This is a genomic window from Asanoa iriomotensis (assembly GCF_016862515.1).
Classification (GTDB): Bacteria; Actinomycetota; Actinomycetes; order Mycobacteriales; family Micromonosporaceae; genus Asanoa; species Asanoa iriomotensis.
The window spans coordinates 1-17,941 of the sequence record NZ_BONC01000079.1; the positions used below are offsets into that span (position 1 = coordinate 1).

Below are 17,941 nucleotides of genomic sequence, written 5' to 3' on the forward strand. Positions count from 1 at the left end.
TCCGCCACAGCCCGGTCAGGACTTCGAGACAGACCCTACGCGTCGGGCTTGTGCATCTCCCTGGCCGCATCCGGGTCGGCCGGCGACGGCGGCGTGCCCTCGAGGGAGCCCTGTGGCCCGAGCGTGATCGTCCGGCGGCCGGCCTTGACCACCCGGGGCAGGGTGACCTTGAGCAGGCCGTGGTCCATCGTCGCGTCGACCCGGTCGGGATCGACGTCGGCGGGCAGCGCGAGGCGGTAGTCGAAGGCCCGCCCGCCGCCCTCGCTGACGTGGCGGGCGCGGACGACGATCTCCCGGACGTCGACGTCGAGCGCCACCTCCTCGGGCGCGACGCCGGGGAGCCGGGCGGTGATGACGAGGGCCTCGTCGGACTGGTCCAGATCGACGACGCCGGCCGCGCCGCGGCCGAACCCGGACCCGACGAGCCGGCTCAGCTCGGCCCGCAACGACTGCAACTCAGCGAATGGATCCCAGCGCCGTTCGGGACTGTTCATATCTCAGCGCTACCCGGGCCCCGGGTGACGAAACCTTGGAGCCGCCTGACGGAATCGAACCGTCGACCTACGCATTACGAGTGCGTCGCTCTGACCGACTGAGCTAAGGCGGCGTGCCGTCGTGCGGCCCGCCAAGCATACGGCACCCCCACGCGTGTCACGCCACCGGTCAGACTCCCGATCGACGGCTGTGTTCGTGATCGAGCCACGGCTAGGCTCCCGCACGTGACGGATGATGCCACCGTTTCGCCTCCCGCCGTGACTGTCCCGCCGGCCGAGGCCGTCCCCACCCGGCGACCCCGACCGCGGACCATGGACCCGATCGAGCTCGGCTTCACGCCGCGGCCGCCGGTGCCGTGGCTGGCGCCATTGCTGTTGCTGAGCACGGGGGTGCGCACGCTGCTCGCCATCCTGTTCGGCGCCTACCTCGACAAGCGCGAGCTGCAGAACGCGCTGCCGGGTGACGTGCTGGAGGAGCCGGGCACCGACGGGGAGCTGTGGCTCGACTACGTCGCCGACCTGGGCGACGGGTTCAACTCCACCTACTCGGTCGCGTACCTGCTGGCGCAGCCGGAGCTGGACGTCGACGGCCGAGCGCTGCCCCGCGGCCAGGTGCTGGTGATGGGTGGCGACCAGGTCTATCCGACGGCGAGCGCGCCGGCCTACGAGGACCGCTGCAAGGGCCCGTACACCGCCGCCATGCCGTGCCCGCCCGACGGCTCGCCGCAGCCGACGCTCTACGCGGTGCCCGGCAACCACGACTGGTACGACGGCCTGACCGCTTTCCTGCGGCTTTTCGCAAGGCAGCGCGACGCCTCGCTGGGCGGCTGGCGGACCAAGCAGGCCCGCTCGTACTTCGCGGTGCGCCTGCCGGCCGACTGGTGGCTGCTGGCGCTCGACGAGCAGTTCGGCGCGTACGTCGACGATCCGCAGCTCAACTACTTCGAGGCGGCGGCCCGCCAGTTCGGCCCCGACGCCAAGATCATCCTGGCGGTGCCGGAGCCGTCGTGGGTCAAGGCGGCGGTCGAGAAGAGCGCCGAGGCGTACGACGCCGTCGACTACTTCGTGCGCTCGATCATCGCGCCGACCGGGGCGCGGGTGCGGCTGATGCTCTCGGGCGACCTGCACCACTACGCCCGCTACAGCGGCACCGACCGCGAGTTGGTCACCTGCGGCGGCGGTGGCGCGTACCTCTATCCGACCCACCAGCTTCCGAGCGAGATCATCGTGCCGCCGCCGGACACGCTGGCGCGCCGGTCCAGCCAGTCGCGGCCGTACGAGCTCACCGCGACGTACCCGGACGCACCCACCTCGCGGCGGCTCGGCTGGGGCATCTTCCACCGGCTGCCGACCCGCAACGCCGGCTTCGCCGCGCTGATCGGCGGCCTGCAGACGCTACTGATGCTGGCGATGGCCGGCATCGCGACGCAGCAGCGCAACGAGACCGGCCTGCGGCTGTTCAGCATCCCGCTGGTCACGATCCTGGTAGTCACGCTGCTCGGCGCCGCGTTCTTCGCCAAGCCGCCGACCGCGGTCGGCAAACGCTCCTGGCGGCACATCATCCTCGGCGGCGGGCACGGGTTGGCGCAGATCGCGCTGGCCGCGCTCGGCACCTGGCTGTGGCTGATGACGCCGTTCCCGGACTGGCCGTGGCCGTTCTCGCTGCTGATCGCGATCGCCGTCTATGCACCACTGGCCGGGCTGGCGGGTTCCCAGGTGGTGGCCCTCTACCTGCTGATCGCCGGCCGCTTCGGGGTCAACATCAACGAGTTGTACGCCGGCCAGGGCATCGACGACGTCAAGAGTTTCCTGCGCATGCACATCGCGGCCGACGGCGCCCTGACCGTCTATCCGGTCGCGGTCGACCGGATCTGCCGCGAGTGGCGCCCCAACCCGTCGGCACCGGACGACCGCCCGTGGCTGGAGCCGGCCCAGAACCTGGTGATCCGCCCAGCGGACAAGCCGTTCGTGTTGCGGTAGCTCAGCTCGCGTTGTACTGCGCGTCGTGTGCCTTGCGCGGGCCACAGACGCTGGCGCGGCTGCAGGAGCAGCGGGACCCGTCCGCGTCGAGCCGGACCACGACGGAGTCGCGCGGCACGCTGTGTGCGACGACCCGGCCGTCACCCTCGGGTGTGGAAACCCGAGCACCGACGGCGGGCGCGCTGGCCTGGAAGCTTTGGTACAAGGGATGCTCATATTTCAGGCAACACATGAGTCGCCCGCATGCGCCCGAAATGCGTAGCGGGTTGAGCGGCAGGTCCTGGTCCTTGGCCATCCGGATCGTGACCGGCTCGAAGTCCGTGAGGAACGTGGCGCAGCACAGGTCGCGACCGCAGGAGCCGATGCCACCCTGCACCCGTGCGGAGTCGCGGGCGGAGAGCTGCCGCAGCTCGACCCTGCAGTGCAGGGTCGCGCCGAGGTCGCGGACCAGCGACCGGAAGTCGACCCGGTGCGGCGCGGTGAAGTAGATCGTCGTGCGGGCGCTCGCGCCCGAGCCGTCGAGCACGTGGTCGACGGCCACGACCTTCATCGGCAGGCCGTGCTCGCGGATCAGCTTCTTGGCTGCCGCCTTGGCCTCGGCCTTGCGTTTGCGCTGCGTCTCGTCGCGCTTGAGATCGGCGTCGGTGGCCAGGCCCGCCAGCTTGGGGAAGCCCGACGTGTCGTCGTCGACCCACTGCGCGGCCCACACGCACTCCGCCACCTCTGGCCCGTCGTCGGTCGGGACGAGCACCCGATCGCCGACCGCGGGGGTCAGGTCGACCGGATCGAGGTAGTAGAGCCGGCCGTAACGGTTGAAACTGACCGCGCACAGCATGCCCATAGCCGTCACCTTACGTCGCCCGGTGTGGCGTACACGACCATGAGACTTTCGGACGAATTGCATTGTCCGTACGAATGGGACGCCTTGCCCCACCGCAACCCCGCTTCCCGGCCGTCGTTGGCCGATGTGCGTCAGGCTTCGGGGGTCGGCACACTCGGGTCGTGCCGGCCCCCGATTCGTATCGATGTCTCCCACCCGGACGGTTGAAAGGTCCGCCTCGCGCGGGACAAGCCGGGACCGGGTGGCGTTGAGTGGAACCAAGAAGCCTGCGGGGGGTGCAGGAAAAGGCCACGGCGTCGCTGCCGGAGCGAATGCTCCCGAGCGCGACGCCGTCGCCGTTCCGGAGACTTGTTCGCGTCCGGCACAATGCATCGATGACCGACACTTCGACCCGGCGAGCCTGGCTACGCTTCTGGATCGACAACTGGCCGAGTCGGATCTACCTGATGCTCGTCGCGGCCGCGGTCTTGTACTTCGCGATCGACGCCACCATCGCGGGCCCGGACGCGTCCTTCGCCGCGATCTACATGATCATCCTGACCGCGCCGATCTCGTTGCTGGCCACCCTAGAACTGGTCGGCGTCATCGTGGGCGCGCTGGTCAACGCCACCATCATCGGTGCGCTGGCCCACCTGGCCCGCTCACGCCGCACGACGTCCTAGCTGCCCGACAACCTCTTGCCGGCGGCGCAGCAAGCCCACGCAGGCTTGGGCGCCGTCGGCCAACGGTCTTCGACGGCCTGCCCTTGCCGTCGTTCCACCCGCTGCCAACCACCGCCGACCCTTAGCTGCCCATGACGGGCGGGTTTGCACCGGCGAGTTCCCACGCACCGATACGGGCTGCGACCCCACAGGCCCACCAGCGACCGAGCCGAGCGATGCACGTCGTGCGCGGCTACCGAGAACCTCGCCGAACTGCCCATGGCCGCAACGCGCCACCTCACCCGCCGCCGGCTCCGGGGCGGTTGGCGGCACGGCCAAGGGCTGCGACCTCGCTGCCGTGTCCACCACCGGGTCCTCAGTGGGGCAGGCGGGTGACGCGCTCGTAGTTGGCGGGTGGTGGCATGGTTGCCGGCGCCGGGTGAGCCGGGATTGGTTGTGGCAGGTTCTCGCCCTCAGCGATGGCCGCGTCCAGCGCGGACAGGACGCGAGTTGCGATGGTCGCCGCCGCGGCAGGGGCGTCGTCCGTGTGGAGCACCACCGCGACCGCTTCGGCCGAAGCCAGAGCGTCCGCGAGAACGCCGGCCAGGCGCGACCGGGTGCGCCCGATCCAGGCGGCGGTGTCGTCGGCCAGTCGGCCGGCTGCGGCGAGCGCGTCACCGGCCGCCGCCAGGTCAGCGGACAGCCGGGCCGCATGGGCCGCGTAGGCCTCGCCGGCGGGGCCCTCCCACGCCACAGGCGTGGTCACGACCGCCTGAGCGTCGGCATAGGCCGCGGCATGCGATCGCAGATCGGCGCCGGCGGTCGCTACGGGGGCCGCGCGGAGTGTCTCCGTCAGGGCCGCGACCGCTTCTCCCGGCAGTGCCCGCACCCGGCGCAAGAGCGGCCAGACGGGGTCATCGTCGGGCGCACCGAACCGGGCGAGCAGGTCATCGACCCGGGCCAGCAATTCACCCGCCGGCGCAGCGAGATGGTCGAGAGCGTCGCCCATCACTCACCCGCCACCAGTCCGCGAAGGTCCAGGACGTCGGTCATGGCCCAACCGCCGTCACGCCGCGAAGGTCCAGGACGTCGGTCATGGCTCACCTGCCGTCGCGGCGCGAAGGTCCAGGCGACGAAGTCGTCGATCAGGGTCGGCACCCCCAGGCGGAGGCGACCGCGGGCGGCGGCGGTCATGTCCCACCTGCCTCGGTCGTGCGGCGGGCCGCGTCGTCTTCGACCGTCGCGTAGCCGCCGCCGGCGGTGCGTAGCGCTGCCGCCGCGTCGGTCAGGCGGGCAGCCAGCGCGGTCGCCGAACGCGAACCCTCGAACAGCGACGACGACCAGCGTTCGTGCAGCTCACGACCCAGGACGCCGAGGCGGCCCGGCAGGTCCGCGCCGAAGGCGGCCGGGCCCACGTCGACGAAGGCCGGATCGCCGAGGTCGGCGGCCGCCTCGTCGAGGCGGCGCGCCGCCGAGCTCAGCGTCATGGCTCCCCCAGCGGGGGATAGTCGGCGAACGTCTCGGACCGGAGCTTGTCGCGGGCCCAGCGGGCCGCGTCGGCGGCCGCCGCGATCGTGCTGGTCAGCGACACCGACAGGTCCCGGTTGCCGCGGCCGTGCAAGCTGCCGACCACGCGCACCTCCGTCACCTCCCCCGCCGCCGTCACGACCACCTCGACCAGGCCGTCGGACGAGCGGACCGTCACCTCCGTCGCCCGCGCCGCGCGGTCGAACTCGTCACGCAGGGACTCGATGCGGCGGTAGCGCGCGATCGCCTCTTCGGCGAAGGCCTCGTCGATCTCTCGCGGCATGCGGCTCCCTCACCGACGGTGTCGCGACCACCACCACACGTCGTCCAGGCATCGAACCGTACCGCTGGATTCCCGGCGGCGAAAGCCGCCTGTGGATAACGGGATAGCTAGTTCCAGAGGGAGAGCATCATCGCTTCGACGGCGATGCGGGGCTTGACGTTGGCCTCGATGGCCGTGCGGCACTCCAGGACCGCCTCCAGGCGGCGCAGCGCGTCGTCCGGGCTCCATTTGCGGGCCGCGGCCTCGGCCAACGACGTAGCGTCCGTGTGGACCGGTGCCACCGGTGCCGTCATCGTGCGGATCAGCACGTCGCGGTAGAAGCCCGCCAGGTCGACCAGCGCCCGGTCGAGCGCGTCGCGTTGCGCGCGCGTCGCCCTCGACTTCTGCCGTCGCTCCAGGTCCTTGAGTTGCCCTGCGGCGCCGCGGATGGCGCCCGTGGCGCCCCGGCCGGTGCCGCCCGCGCCCAGCGCGGTCTCCAGCGCCGTGCGCTCCGCGGTGTCCATCTCGGACACCGCCGCCTCCGCCTCGGCCTCGGCCGCCTCGATCAGCGCCGACGCGGCCTCGAAGCAGGCGCCGACGCCGGTCAGCCGCCTGGGCACCGCCAGCACCGCCTCGCGGCGGCGGCGGGCGTCCGCGTCGCGGGCCAGCCGGCGCGCCCGGCCCACGTGGCCCTGTGCCGCCGCGGCCGCCCAGGCCGCGGTGTCGGCCTCGATGCCGTCGCGGGACGTCAGCACCGCGGCGACCGCCAGCGCCGGCGGCTGCCGCAGGGCGACCACCCTGCAGCGGGACCGGATCGTCACCGAGATGTCGTCGGGGTGGGTGGACGGCGCACAGAGCAGGAAGACCGTCCGAGGCGGCGGCTCCTCGATGGCCTTGAGCAGCGCGTTGCCGGCCTGCTCGGTGAGCCGGTCGGCGTCTTCGATGACCACGACCTGCCAGCGCCCACCCGTCGGCGCGCTGGCCGCCCGCAGCACCAGCGCGCGCATCTCGTTGACGCCGATCGACAGCCCGTCGGGGGTGACCATCCGCACGTCGGCGTGGGTGCCGCCGAGCGTGGTGCGGCAGCCGGGGCACTCGCCGCAGCCGACCCCGGTCGCGCACTGCAGCGCCGCGGCGAACGCGCGGGCCGCGACGGACCGGCCGGAGCCGGGTGGGCCCGTGAAGATCCATGCGTGCGTCATCGCCGAACCGGTGCCCGAGCCGTCGAGGATGGCCACCGCACCCGCCGCCGCGCGGCGCAGGGTGTCGACGGCCTCTTCCTGGCCCACCAGGTCGGCGAAGACGTCAGCCACGTGGTTCCAACTCCCGATCCGGTGGTACGGCGCGCTGCGCGGACATCCGCGGCTGGCCATTGTCCGGTTCGTCCGATTCCGGCGTGGAATCCGAATCCGGCTCGCCCCGCTCAGCCGCCTCGGCTATCGAGGCTATCTCCTGCTCGGAGAGCTCCGGCTCGGTCGACGTGTCGGGCTGCTTGGCCGGACCGGGGTGGTCGGGACCCGGGTCGCCGAGCATCGGCGTCACCCGGTCGAACACCGCGAGCGCGATCTCGTCCGCACGCCGGGTGCCGTCGAGCACCAGGTAGCGGCGCGGGTCGGCGGCGGCCAGGTCGAGGAACGCGTACCGGACCCGCTCGTGGAACGGCAGCGACTCGGTCTCCAGCCGGTCGTGCGCGCCCCGGGCGGCCACCCGGGCCAGGCCCGTCGTCGGGTCGATGTCGAGCAGCACCACCAGGTCGGGCTTGAGCCCGCCGGTCGCCCAGGACGAGAGCCACGACACCTCTTCGACCGGCAACGTGCGCCCGGCGCCCTGGTAGGCCAGCGACGAGTCGACGTACCGGTCGCTGATCACCACGGCGCCGCGGGCCAGTGCCGGCCGCACGACCGTGGCCACGTGGTGGGCCCGGTCGGCCGCGTAGAGCAGCGCCTCGGCGCGCGGCGACAGGTCGGTGTCACCCGAGAGGACCATCTCGCGGATCCGCGCCCCGACGTCGGTCGCGCCGGGCTCGCGCGTGACCACGACGTCGCGCCCCTCGGCCCGCAGCGAATCGGACAGCGCCCGGACCTGGGTGGACTTGCCGCTGCCCTCGCCACCCTCGAAGACCACGAACACGCCGCGCCAGGCCGACGGCTCGGCGGGCGAGAGCGGTCGGCCGCGCATCGAGCCCCAGAGGTCGGCCAGCACGCCGACGCCGGGCTTGTCGTCCATCTGCTTGAACGCGCTGATCCCGGACAGGATGCCGGCGACGCCGGCGACCAGCAGGAGCAGCCGGGTCGACGAGATCGAGATGCCCAGCGAGGCGACGTCCAGCGTGCGCGAGCCGCCGACACCGACCAGGAGGCTGGACAGCGCGATCGCGATCATCAGCACCACGCGGGTGCCGGTCTGTACGACCGCGAACACGCGGCCGCGTACCTCGTCGGCGACCTCCTGGCCCAGCAGCGTGATGCCGGCCAGGAACGCCATGCCCGCACCCGCGCCGACCAGCACCGCGCCGACGATCGCCATCGACAGGTGGATCGAGGCGGCGAGCACGATCACGGAGCCGGCGGCGAGCACGATGGACATGCCGAACCAGCGCCGCCGGGAGAGGTCCTTGATGATCGCCGGCCCTAGGCCGATGCCGACCGAGAGCCCGACGAACAGGAACGCGAAGAGCAGGTAGAAGGCCGCGTCACCGGCGTTGAGCGACTGGGTGAAGAACCGGGCGGTGCCGATCACCACGCCGCCGCCGGCAAACGCGCCGAAGATGCCCAGCACCAGTCCGCGTACCAGTGGCGAGTTGCCGATGAACTTCCAGCCGTCGACGAACTGCCGCAGCATGCTGGTGTTCTCGCGGTCGGCCTGTGAGCTGCGACCGCTGATCTCCTTGATCCCGTAGAACACCACGATCGCGGTGGCCAACCGGGAGAACGCGTTGAACCAGAGCGCGAGCTGGGCCGGCTCGGCCCAGTTGGCCGGCTCGGTGCCCGTGATGCCCCGGACGCTCGCGTCCAGCGCGGCCAGACCGACCGCGGCGAGCACCGGCGTCAGGCCGTACGTCGTGATCAGGGTCAGCTGGTTGGAGACCTCGAGCCGGGCCTTGGGGATCAGGTTGGGTACCGCGGCCTCCTTGGCCGGGATCCAGATCAGCGTGATCGCCTCGATGATGAAGGTGGCGATCGCCGCCCAACCGACGACCAGCCCGCCCGAGAAGCCGAGCAGTGCGACCAGCGGGATCGACGCGAACAGCACGAAGCGCAGCAGGTCGCAGATGACCATGGTGTAGCGGCGGTCGAACCGGTCGGCCAGCACACCGGCGACAGGGCCGAGAACAAGGGCCGGCAGCAGGCGTACGGCGATCACACCGCCGAACGCGAGGCCCTTCGCGGTGTCGCCGCTGACCTGGGCCGAAGCGAAGATGGAGGTGGCCAGCAGGCCCAGCCAGTCACCCAGCGAGGCGACGCCGAGCACCAGCCACAGCCGGCGGAACGGGCGGATCCGCAGCACGGCTCGCAGGGCGCTGACGCCGGAGAGGTCGACCTGCTGCGAACGATCGGTCGCGGCCGCACGGGAGCGTTCGGCGGGCCGCTCGAGCTCTTCGCCGCTGACATTCGTGTCGATGGCCGTACCTCCGCGTGCCGGCCCATCGCTGGGCTCCCCCGAACCACACTTTAGCGGCGCGGACGATCACGCCCACCCCGACATCATCCTGAGGTCCTCAGACGTCATGCCCCTTACGGGGCACGCCGTCTTCCGGTCATTCCCCTGACCCTAGCTGCCGCGATTCACCCCTACGGGCCTGTAATACACGAGGGTGTTTCGCATTGCATTTACACCCGCTACCGTGCAGATGTGTCCGGAAAAACCTCCGAAACCTCGCAAAGGGCAAGGCTCGATCAGGCGACCGCGGAACTCGACCCGCCGTTCGCCGTCGTCGACCTCGCGGCGTTCGACGCCAACGCGGATGCCCTGGTCACGCGCGCTGCCGGCAAGCCGCTGCGGGTCGCGAGCAAGTCGGTGCGCTGCCGTGCCCTGCTCACCCGGGTGCTGCGCCGGCCGGGCTGGCAGGGCGTGCTCGCTTTCACGCTCGCCGAGGCCAACTGGCTGGTGCGCGACGGCGTTACGGACGACGCCGTAGTCGCCTATCCGACCGCCGACCGGGCCGCCCTGCGTGACCTGGCCCGCGACGACCGGCTGCGGGCCGGTGTCACTCTGATGGTGGACAGCGCCGAACAACTCGACGTCGTCGAGGCGATCACCGGCCCGGAGCAGATCCGGGTCTGCATCGACCTCGACGCCTCCTACCGGCTGGCCGGCGGGCGGGTCCACCTTGGCGTGTTCCGCTCGCCGGTGCACGCGCCCGGCCAGGCCCGCGCGCTCGCCGAGGCGATCGCCAAGCGCTCCGCGTTCCGGCTCGTCGGGATCATGTCGTACGAGGCCCAGATCGCCGGCCTGGGCGACGCACCACCGGGCCGGCGCGCCCGCGGCCTGGCCATCCGAACGATCCAGCGCCGCTCCTACCGCGAGCTGCTCGATCGCCGCGGTGCCGCGGTCCGCGAGGTCCGCGAGGTCGCCGACCTGGAGTTCGTCAACGGCGGCGGCACCGGCAGCGTCCGGCTCACCGGCGCCGACCCGTCGGTCACCGAGATCACCGCCGGCTCCGGGCTCTACGGCCCGACGCTGTTCGACGGCTACACCGCGTGGCGCCCGGACCCGGCCGCGTTCTTCGCCCAGCCGGTGGTCCGCAGGCCCGGCAAAGGCCTGGTCACCGTGCTGGGCGGCGGCTGGATCGCGTCCGGGCCGACCGAGCCCAGCCGGCAGCCGACCCCGTGGCTGCCGAGCGGGCTGAAGATGATCGGCACCGAGGGCGCCGGCGAGGTGCAGACCCCGCTACGCGGCCCGGCCGCCGACCTGTTGCGGGTCGGCGACCGGGTCTGGTTCCGGCACGCGAAGGCGGGCGAGCTCTGCGAGCACGTCAACGAGCTGCACCTGATCGACGGCGACACCGTCGCCGATGCGGCGCCCACCTATCGCGGGGAAGGCCACGCCTTCCTCTAGGCGCTACACCGAGACGTGCCGGTGCAGGTATTCGCGGATCAGCGCTTTCGCTTCCGCGAGCACCTGCTCGTCGCCGTCGGTGCGGCGGCGGAACGCCAGTTTGATCAGCGCGTCGGCGGCCTCGACGGCGATCTCCAGGGCGAACCGCAGGCGTGGCTCGTCGGCCACGTGGAACTGCTCGACGAGCAGTCGGGCCAACTGCTCGGCGATGACCGCGTTGTTGTCGCGCTCCTCGTCGAGCAGGTGCACGTCGACGACGTCGCCGAAGTGCAGGGTCCGGAAGCCGGGCACGGTGCGGTGCATCTCGATGTACTCGTCGATGCCAGCGTCGACGCCTTCCCACCAGTCGGCGAACGTGCCGCTGCCGAAGCGGTTGGCCAACCGCTCCAGGTAGGCCTCCATGTTGCGCAGCGTGAGCGCCTGCACGATGGCCCGCTTGTCTGGGAAGAACTGGTAGACGGAGCCGATCGCCACTTCGGCGCGCTCGGCGAGCAAAGTGGTCGTCAGTCCCTCGTAGCCGACCTCGTCGACGATCTCGGCACACGCATCGAGCATCCGCTGAACGCGGGCCACACTGCGGCCCTGCACCGGCACCCGGCGCAGCGGGCCCGTGGTGACGGCTGATGTCGTCATGCCTCACCACATCCTTCCTCTTTCGGCCCCGCGCGGGGGGAACGTTACTCGGATCAACGAGCAACCCGGATGAGAGGTATTCAGCAGAAGGGCGGTATTTGCGCGGACTCTCTCGGGCACACTCTTACGCGCGGAACCAAACACTGATATGAATGCTGTTCATATTGTGGAGGCCGCCATGACCGCGAGTCGAGCAGCCGAAACCAGCGTGCCGCACTGGCGCAACTGGGCCGGCAACCAGGAGACGACCGCGGGCGTCGCACGGCCCGGCAGCGTCGACGAGCTCGCCGAGATCATCAAGGCCGGCGAGCGGGTCAAGCCGGTCGGCTCCGGGCATTCCTTCACCGACATCGCCGTCACCGACGGCCTCCGCGTCGACCTCGGCTCGTTGGCCGGGCCGGTCGACGTCGACCGCGAGCGGCGCCGGGTGACCGTGCCCGCCGGCATGACGCTGGCGACGCTCAACGCGCTGCTCTCCACCCACGGCCTGGCCCTGCCCAACCTCGGCGACATCGACGCGCAGACCATCGCGGGCGCGATCTCCACCGGCACGCACGGCACCGGCGCGGCCTACGGCTGCCTGTCCACGTTCGTGGCTGGCCTGACGCTGGTCACCGGCACGGGCGACGTGCTGCGCTGCGACGCGGAGACCGCGCCCGAGGTGTTCGCCGCCGCTCGAGTGGGCCTCGGCGCGCTGGGCGTGCTGACCGAGGTGACGCTGCAGTGCGTCGAGGCGTTCACCCTGCGGGCGCACGAGCGTCCCGGCCGGCTCGCCGACGTGCTCACCGACTGGCCCGACCTGGTCGCCGGGAACGACCACTGCGACCTCTACTGGTTCCCCTACACCGACCGGGTCCAGGTCAAGACCAACAACCGGGTGCCGGCCGACGACCGGCCGCTGGCCGGCTGGCGCGGCTGGCTCGACGACGAGTTCCTCGCCAACACCGTGTTCGCCGGTGTCTGCCGGTTGGGCCGCGCCGTGCCGGCGGCGGTCGGGCCGATCAACGCGATCTCCGCGCGGGCGCTCACCGAGCGGGTCTACACCGGACGGTCCGACGCGGTCTTCTGCACGCCACGGCGGGTGCGCTTCACGGAGATGGAGTACGGCCTGCCCCGCGAGGCGTTCCCCACGATGCTCGGCGCGCTGCCGAAGCTGATCGAGGCGCTGCCGTTCAAGGTGCAGTTCCCGGTCGAGGTGCGGTTCACCGCGGCCGACGACATCCCGCTGTCGCACGGCTACGGGCGCGACTCGGTCTACGTCGCGGTGCACCAGTTCGCCGGGGCACCCTACGAGCCCTACTTCCGGGCGGTCGAGGGCCTGGCCCGCGAGCTCGGTGGCCGGCCGCACTGGGGCAAGCTGCACTACCGCGACGCCGAGTCGCTGCGCCCGGTCTACCCGAGGTTCGCCGAGTTCACCGCGCTGCGCGACCGGCTCGACCCGCACCGCGTCTTCGCCAACGCGTACACCGAGCGGGTCCTCGGGGTCTAAACCGCCACGACGTCGGCGACCACCACGGTGACGTTGTCGTAGGTGCCGGCGGCGAGGGCGAGCGCCACGAGCTCCTTGGCGCAGGCGTGAAGATCGGAAGTCTCCCGCAGCGTACGACCGATCGTCGCGTCCTCGACGTAGTCGGACAGCCCGTCGCTGCACAGCAACAGCCGGTCGCCCGGCTCCACCGGCAGCAGGGCCGTCGCCGCCTTGTAGGCCTCGCCCTGGACCGCCTGCGTGATCACTGAGCGGCGGGGGTGGCCGCGGGCCTCCTCGGCGGTGAGCGCGCCCCGGTCGACCAGCAGCTGCACGAAGGTGTCGTCGCGGGTCAGCCGGACGATGTCGGCGGCGCCGGCGGCCAGCAGGTAGCCGCGGGAGTCGCCCACGTGCAGCAGCCCGAGCTGGTTGCCGTGCAGCAGGCCGGCGGTCACGGTGGTGCCGGCGCCCTGCCCCTCGTCGGCGATCCGCGCGTTGGCGCGCTCGACCGCACTGGCCAGGGAACCGGCCGGATCGGGGCTGTCCAGGGCCTCCAGCTCGCGTAGCGTCTCGATGACGATCTCGCTTGCCATCTCGCCGGCCGGCATGCCGCCGACCCCGTCGGCGATCACCACCAGGCGCTGCCCGGCGAACGCGGCGTCCTCGTTGTTGGGCCGGGCCGGACCCACGTCAGTCACGGTCACGGCCTGCAAGATCAAGCGCGGCATCGTACGAGCATCTCAAACCCGTCGATCGCAGTCTCTACGCAGTATTTCGTAGGGTGTGTGCGTGAAGGCGGTGGCGTTGGTCGGGCGGGCGCGGGAACACGCCGAGCTGACCGCCGCCTGGACGGCGCTGCCGGGCGCCGGCGGGCCACAGGTCGCGGTCGTTACCGGCGACCCCGGCACCGGCAAGAGCGCGCTGGTCGCCGCCGTGCTGGGCGAGCTCGACCCGGCGCCCGTGACCGTGCTCAGCGGCCAGGCCCGGATCCACTCGCCGGCGCCCTACGACTGGCTGGCCGCGGTGCTCAGCGGCCGCGACACCCGGGGCCTGCCCGCACCGGCGCCGGCGCTGGCCTGGCTCGCACAGCACGACGCCGCCCCGGTCGAACGGTTCGCACCTGGCGCCCTGCTGCGGGTCGCGATGCGCGTGGTCCGCCACCTGGCCGGCACCGGCCCAGCCGTGCTGGTGGTCGAGGACCTGCACGCACTCGACCCGGCGAGCCTCAACCTGGTCGGCGAGCTGGCCGCCGCGACCGGTCTGCCGGCGTTGCTGCTGGTGACCAGCCGGCCGAGCACCGACCCTCTGGTGGCGCGGACGCTGGCCCGGCTGACCGGCACGCGGGGGGCGATCCGGGCGCATCTGGGCCCGCTGCGGCCGGCCGACGTGGCCGCGGTGCTGGCGCAGGTCTACCCGGGCCAGGAGATCGCACCGGCCGCGGCCCGCGAGGTGTGGAACCGCACCGGCGGCAACGCGTACCGGCTGACCGAGCTCGTGGCCACCACTCCCGCCGACGACGTGGCCGACTTGCTGAGCACACCCTCAGCCGCCCCCGACCTCACCGCGCGCGAGGCCGAGGTGCTCGTCTGCCTGCGCGACGGCATGGCCAACAAGCAGATCGCCCGGGCGCTGGGCATCTCCGTGCGCACCGTCACCGTGCACGTCTCCAACCTGATGCGCAAGACCGGCACCGCGTCGCGCACCGAAGCGGCGCTGTGGGCGGTCCGCCACAGTCCGTCGCTTTCGTCGTTGACCTCGCGTAGTCACCGGTAAAACCGTAGGGATCCGTCAAGGGTCGCGATCCATTGACCGGCGCCTACGCAGTCGGCAGGCTCCACATTGGTGCTCCTCGACGTCGAGGAGCCCCTTTGTCATGAGCGAGGGGGATGGATGAGATCTAGACGATGGCTGGGGGCGGCGACCGCCGCCACCTTGGTCGCCGCGCTGTTGGCGGGGACACCGGCCCGGGCGAAGGCACCCGACTCGGGTGACCGCCTCGAGGTCTACGTCGGCACCGTGACGCCGGCGCAGCTCGGCGAGCTGCGCGCGGCCGGCGTCGATGCCGAGGAGATCACCGTCGGCGCCGCAGGCACCAACACCAAGGTCGAGGCGGTGCTCAGCAAGCGCTCCGCCGACCGGCTCGCCGGCAAGGGCGTCAAGCTCGAGGTCAAGAAGATCCGCGGCAAGGCCGCGTCGCAGGTCCTGCGCGAGCAGGCGAAGGCCGGCTGGGAGGCGTTCCGGCCATACAGCGAGCCGGGCGGGATCCGCGACGAGATGATCGCCACCGCGGCCCGCTACCCCAAGCTCACCGAGGTGGTCAACTTCGGGAAGACCGCCCAGGGCAAGACCATGACCGCGGTACGCGTGACCAAGAACGCGAAGAACGTGCGTGACGGTTCCCGCCCGGCGACGCTTTACATGGGCGCCCAGCACGCGCGTGAGTGGATCACGGTCGAGATGACCCGGCGGCTGATGCACTACGTGCTCGACAACTACGGCAAGGACCCGGTCATCACCAACCTGGTCGACAAGACCGAGCTGTGGTTCGTGCCGGTGCACAACGCCGACGGTTACGACTACACGTTCACCGAGGACAACCGGCTGTGGCGCAAGAACCTGCGCGACAACGACGGCGACGGCCAGATCACCACGCTCGACGGCGTCGACCTCAACCGGAACTTCGGCTACAAGTGGGGCTACGACAACGAGGGCTCGTCGCCGCAGATCACCAGCGACACCTACCGGGGTCCGGGTCCCGACTCCGAGCCGGAGACCAAGGCGCTCCACTCGCTCTACAGCAAGATCCGGCCCGAGTTCTTCATCAACTACCACTCGGCCGCCCAGCTCCTGCTCTACGGCGTGGGCTGGCAGGTCAGCACCCCGACGCCGGACGACGTGATCTCGATCGCGATGGCCGGCGACGACGCTCACCCCGCGGTGCCGGGCTACGACCCGGACATCTCGGCCGAGCTCTACACCACCAACGGTGACGCCGACTCGGGCCTGTCGGCCCGCTGGGGCGGCCTGGGCTTCACGCCGGAGATGAGCACCTGCGCCGCGGCGGCCAACTCGGTGCCCGACGACGAGTGGCTGGCGGAAGACTGCGTCAGCGACTTCATCTTCCCGGACGACGAAGAGCTGATCCAGGCGGAGTTCGAGAAGAACATCCCGTTCGCGATCGCCACCGGCCGCTCGGCGCTCGACCCGGACGAGCCGATCTCGGCGGTCGGTCGCACCACGCCGGACTTCGTCGTCGACACGTTCGACGTCTCGTACGGCACCAAGCAGCCCGTCGCGGTGACCGCCCGGCGCGCCCTGCGCGACGTGCAGATGCACTACACCGTCAACGGCGGCCGGCCGCGCACGACCAGCGTCAAGGAGTGGCGGGGCGGTGAGCGCTACGGCTTCGAGGGCAACGACTACTACGCGGAGCTGCGCGGCAACGTCACCGGCACCAAGAAGGGCGACTCGGTCGAGGTCTGGTTCACCGGCAAGAAGCCCGGCAAGGGCCCGGTGGCGAGCCAGCACTTCACCTACACCGTTTCGCAGGACATCGGCGGCGACGTGCTGGTGCTGGCGGCCGAGGACGTGACGGGCATCAGCCCGGTCCAGACGGGCGCCACCTCGGCCAAGTACGCCGACGAGATGCAGGCCGCGCTGACCGCCGCCGGGCGCAGCAGCGACGTCTACGACATGGACACCCGCGGCCGCAAGGCACCCCACCCGCTGGGCGTGCTGTCGCACTACAAGGCCGTCGTGTGGGAGACGGGCGACGACATCATCCCGCGGTCCCAGGGCCAGGTGGGCGGCACGGCGGCCAAGTCGGCGCTGGACACCGAACTCGCCGTCCGTGACTACCTCAACGAGGGCGGCAAGGTCTTCATCACCGGCAAGTACGCGATGTACGCGCAGGGGATCAACGGCGCCTACTACTACGAGCCGGACTTCCCGTCGCAGCCGGAGTGCGCGGACCCGCACGACCCGCCGTGCCTGCCGCTGTTCAACGATTTCCAGCAATATTACCTGGGTGCGTACGCGTACATCGACGGCTCGGGTTCCGACGACGAGGGCAACCCGCAGCCGCTGAGCGGCCGCGACGGCCGGTTCACCGGCTTCGAGGGCACGCTCAACGCGCCGGGCTCGGCGGAGAACCAGGACCACACCGCGTCGTTCCTGGCGACGTCGAGCATCCTGCCGCACGACGAGTTCCCGTGGTTCGGCGACAGCTCGGCGCCGGTCGGCTGGGTCCGCCCGGGTGCGCCGCCGTTCGACCCGTTCGAGGGCGACTACTACGCGTTCAGCGGGCGGGGCGACGAGGCGTACAAGCGGCTGGGTCGCACGATCGACCTGACCTCGGCGACGTCCGGGGAGCTGCGCTTCTGGACCTCGTACGACATCGAGACGAACTGGGACTTCATGTTCGTCGAGGCGCACGAGGTGGGCACCGACAACTGGACGACACTGCCGGACGTCAACGGCAAGACCATCACCGACCCGGGTGACAGCTGCGCGGCGAACTCGCCCGACCGGCTGCACCCGCAGCTCAAGCACTACGTGACCTTCAACGGCACCGACCAGGCATGTGGCAACACCGGCACGACCGGTGCCTGGAACGCGGCGACCGGCTCGTCCGGTGGCTGGAAGGAGTGGGTGGCCGACCTGACCCCGTACGCCGGGAAGCAGGTCGAGCTGTCGATCACCTACATGACCGACTGGGGCACCGAGGGCCTGGCCGCGTTCGTCGACGACGTGCGGATCACGGCCAACGGCGCGCCGGTCGCGTCGACCGGGTTCGAGACGGACCTGGGCGGCTTCACGGTGCTCGGCCCGCCGCCGGGCTCGGCACCGAACGTCACGGACTGGAGCCGCACTCAGCTCGGCTTCGAGGAAGGCGCCGTGATCACCACGGAGGACACCGTCTACTCCGGGTTCGGCTTCGAGGGCCTCGCGCCCGCGCAGCGCGACGACCTGGTCAAGCGGGTCATCCAGCACCTGCTCGGCTGATTTTCTGCTGCACACGAGGGGCCTCCGGTCGATCCG

15 protein-coding genes and 1 tRNA gene are annotated in these 17,941 nt (G+C 71.5%); 6 read left to right on the forward strand and 10 right to left on the reverse strand.

The window, feature by feature from the left end; translation table 11 throughout:
* Positions 1–35 precede the first annotated feature (35 nt).
* Together Air01nite_RS34965 and Air01nite_RS34970 are read right to left on the reverse strand one after the other, a co-directional pair.
* Entirely contained in the window at positions 36–494 is a 459-nt protein-coding gene (locus Air01nite_RS34965) for an Hsp20/alpha crystallin family protein (RefSeq protein WP_203707665.1), read from the reverse strand.
* 36 nt (positions 495–530) lie between these two features.
* A tRNA-Thr gene (locus Air01nite_RS34970) sits at positions 531–607 on the reverse strand.
* A 199-nt stretch (positions 608–806) separates the two neighbouring features.
* Here Air01nite_RS34970 and Air01nite_RS34975 point away from each other — a divergent pair.
* Complete coding sequence (locus Air01nite_RS34975; RefSeq protein WP_239091183.1) at positions 807–2,474, forward strand: metallophosphoesterase family protein; 1,668 nt, start codon at positions 807–809, stop codon at positions 2,472–2,474.
* A gap of 1 nt (position 2,475) precedes the next feature.
* Here the strand turns inward: Air01nite_RS34975 and Air01nite_RS34980 are convergent, their stop codons facing one another.
* Complete coding sequence (locus tag Air01nite_RS34980) at positions 2,476–3,315, reverse strand: PSP1 domain-containing protein (RefSeq protein ID WP_203707667.1); 840 nt, start codon at positions 3,313–3,315, stop codon at positions 2,476–2,478.
* 374 nt (positions 3,316–3,689) lie between these two features.
* Here Air01nite_RS34980 and Air01nite_RS34985 point away from each other — a divergent pair, with 374 nt between their 5' ends.
* Positions 3,690–3,977, forward strand: coding sequence for an SCO4225 family membrane protein (locus tag Air01nite_RS34985; protein ID WP_203707668.1), 288 nt, complete (start codon positions 3,690–3,692; stop codon positions 3,975–3,977).
* Between the two features lie 355 nt (positions 3,978–4,332).
* On the opposite strand, the gene Air01nite_RS34990 is transcribed toward Air01nite_RS34985, so the two are convergent.
* The 5 genes from Air01nite_RS34990 to tmk all read right to left on the reverse strand — a co-directional run bounded on the left by Air01nite_RS34990 (position 4,333) and on the right by tmk (position 9,216).
* Positions 4,333–4,965 carry a hypothetical protein gene (locus Air01nite_RS34990; RefSeq protein ID WP_203707669.1) on the reverse strand — a complete coding sequence of 211 codons (633 nt, stop codon included), beginning with the start codon at positions 4,963–4,965 and terminating at the stop codon, positions 4,333–4,335.
* Positions 4,966–5,146: 181 nt separating this feature from the next.
* Entirely contained in the window at positions 5,147–5,443 is a 297-nt protein-coding gene (locus tag Air01nite_RS34995; RefSeq protein ID WP_203707670.1) for a hypothetical protein, read from the reverse strand.
* On the reverse strand, positions 5,440–5,766 hold the full coding sequence (locus Air01nite_RS35000) for a YbaB/EbfC family nucleoid-associated protein (RefSeq protein WP_203707671.1): 327 nt from the start codon (positions 5,764–5,766) through the stop codon (positions 5,440–5,442). Before Air01nite_RS35000 ends, Air01nite_RS34995 begins: the two co-directional genes overlap by 4 nt.
* A 107-nt stretch (positions 5,767–5,873) precedes the next feature.
* The gene (locus tag Air01nite_RS35005; RefSeq protein WP_203707672.1) at positions 5,874–7,058 is read right to left on the reverse strand and encodes a DNA polymerase III subunit delta'; all 1,185 of its coding nucleotides are present in this window, start codon (positions 7,056–7,058) and stop codon (positions 5,874–5,876) included.
* A complete protein-coding gene (gene tmk / locus Air01nite_RS35010) occupies positions 7,051–9,216 on the reverse strand; it encodes a dTMP kinase (RefSeq protein WP_203707690.1) in 2,166 nt (721 codons plus the stop codon). The genes Air01nite_RS35005 and tmk overlap by 8 nt, the downstream gene beginning before the upstream one ends.
* A 381-nt stretch (positions 9,217–9,597) precedes the next feature.
* On the opposite strand from tmk, the gene Air01nite_RS35015 reads away from it, so the two are divergent.
* Positions 9,598–10,803: an amino acid deaminase/aldolase gene (locus Air01nite_RS35015; RefSeq protein WP_203707673.1), complete on the forward strand. Its 1,206-nt coding sequence runs from the start codon at positions 9,598–9,600 to the stop codon at positions 10,801–10,803.
* A 3-nt stretch (positions 10,804–10,806) separates the two neighbouring features.
* Here the strand turns inward: Air01nite_RS35015 and Air01nite_RS35020 are convergent, their stop codons facing one another.
* Entirely contained in the window at positions 10,807–11,436 is a 630-nt protein-coding gene (locus Air01nite_RS35020) for a TetR/AcrR family transcriptional regulator (RefSeq protein ID WP_089252532.1), read from the reverse strand.
* Positions 11,437–11,614: 178 nt separating this feature from the next.
* Here Air01nite_RS35020 and Air01nite_RS35025 point away from each other — a divergent pair, with 178 nt between their 5' ends.
* The gene (locus tag Air01nite_RS35025; protein ID WP_203707674.1) at positions 11,615–12,925 is read left to right on the forward strand and encodes a D-arabinono-1,4-lactone oxidase; all 1,311 of its coding nucleotides are present in this window, start codon (positions 11,615–11,617) and stop codon (positions 12,923–12,925) included.
* On the opposite strand, the gene Air01nite_RS35030 is transcribed toward Air01nite_RS35025, so the two are convergent.
* Positions 12,922–13,629 (reverse strand): PP2C family protein-serine/threonine phosphatase, encoded by a 708-nt coding sequence (locus Air01nite_RS35030; protein WP_203707675.1) that lies wholly within the window; start codon positions 13,627–13,629, stop codon positions 12,922–12,924. The genes Air01nite_RS35025 and Air01nite_RS35030 overlap by 4 nt on opposite strands.
* A 61-nt stretch (positions 13,630–13,690) precedes the next feature.
* Here Air01nite_RS35030 and Air01nite_RS35035 point away from each other — a divergent pair, with 61 nt between their 5' ends.
* Both Air01nite_RS35035 and Air01nite_RS35040 read left to right on the forward strand, forming a co-directional pair.
* Entirely contained in the window at positions 13,691–14,674 is a 984-nt protein-coding gene (locus Air01nite_RS35035; RefSeq protein WP_203707676.1) for a LuxR C-terminal-related transcriptional regulator, read from the forward strand.
* A gap of 117 nt (positions 14,675–14,791) precedes the next feature.
* Complete coding sequence (locus Air01nite_RS35040) at positions 14,792–17,905, forward strand: M14 family metallopeptidase (protein WP_203707677.1); 3,114 nt, start codon at positions 14,792–14,794, stop codon at positions 17,903–17,905.
* Positions 17,906–17,941 lie beyond the last annotated feature (36 nt).

What these genes read in the sequence shown, in the direction of transcription:
- Air01nite_RS34985 (WP_203707668.1), top strand. Translation starts at nt 3,690, where the DNA reads ATGACCGACACTTCGACCCGGCGAGCCTGGCTACGCTTCTGGATCGAC.
- Air01nite_RS34980 (WP_203707667.1), bottom strand. Translation starts at nt 3,315, where the DNA reads ATGGGCATGCTGTGCGCGGTCAGTTTCAACCGTTACGGCCGGCTCTAC.
- Air01nite_RS34995 (WP_203707670.1), bottom strand. Translation starts at nt 5,443, where the DNA reads ATGACGCTGAGCTCGGCGGCGCGCCGCCTCGACGAGGCGGCCGCCGAC.
- Air01nite_RS34975 (WP_239091183.1), top strand. Translation starts at nt 807, where the DNA reads ATGGACCCGATCGAGCTCGGCTTCACGCCGCGGCCGCCGGTGCCGTGG.
- Air01nite_RS34965 (WP_203707665.1), bottom strand. Translation starts at nt 494, where the DNA reads ATGAACAGTCCCGAACGGCGCTGGGATCCATTCGCTGAGTTGCAGTCG.
- Air01nite_RS35025 (WP_203707674.1), top strand. Translation starts at nt 11,615, where the DNA reads ATGACCGCGAGTCGAGCAGCCGAAACCAGCGTGCCGCACTGGCGCAAC.
- Air01nite_RS35030 (WP_203707675.1), bottom strand. Translation starts at nt 13,629, where the DNA reads ATGCCGCGCTTGATCTTGCAGGCCGTGACCGTGACTGACGTGGGTCCG.
- Air01nite_RS35000 (WP_203707671.1), bottom strand. Translation starts at nt 5,766, where the DNA reads ATGCCGCGAGAGATCGACGAGGCCTTCGCCGAAGAGGCGATCGCGCGC.
- Air01nite_RS34990 (WP_203707669.1), bottom strand. Translation starts at nt 4,965, where the DNA reads ATGGGCGACGCTCTCGACCATCTCGCTGCGCCGGCGGGTGAATTGCTG.
- Air01nite_RS35040 (WP_203707677.1), top strand. Translation starts at nt 14,792, where the DNA reads ATGAGATCTAGACGATGGCTGGGGGCGGCGACCGCCGCCACCTTGGTC.
- Air01nite_RS35020 (WP_089252532.1), bottom strand. Translation starts at nt 11,436, where the DNA reads ATGACGACATCAGCCGTCACCACGGGCCCGCTGCGCCGGGTGCCGGTG.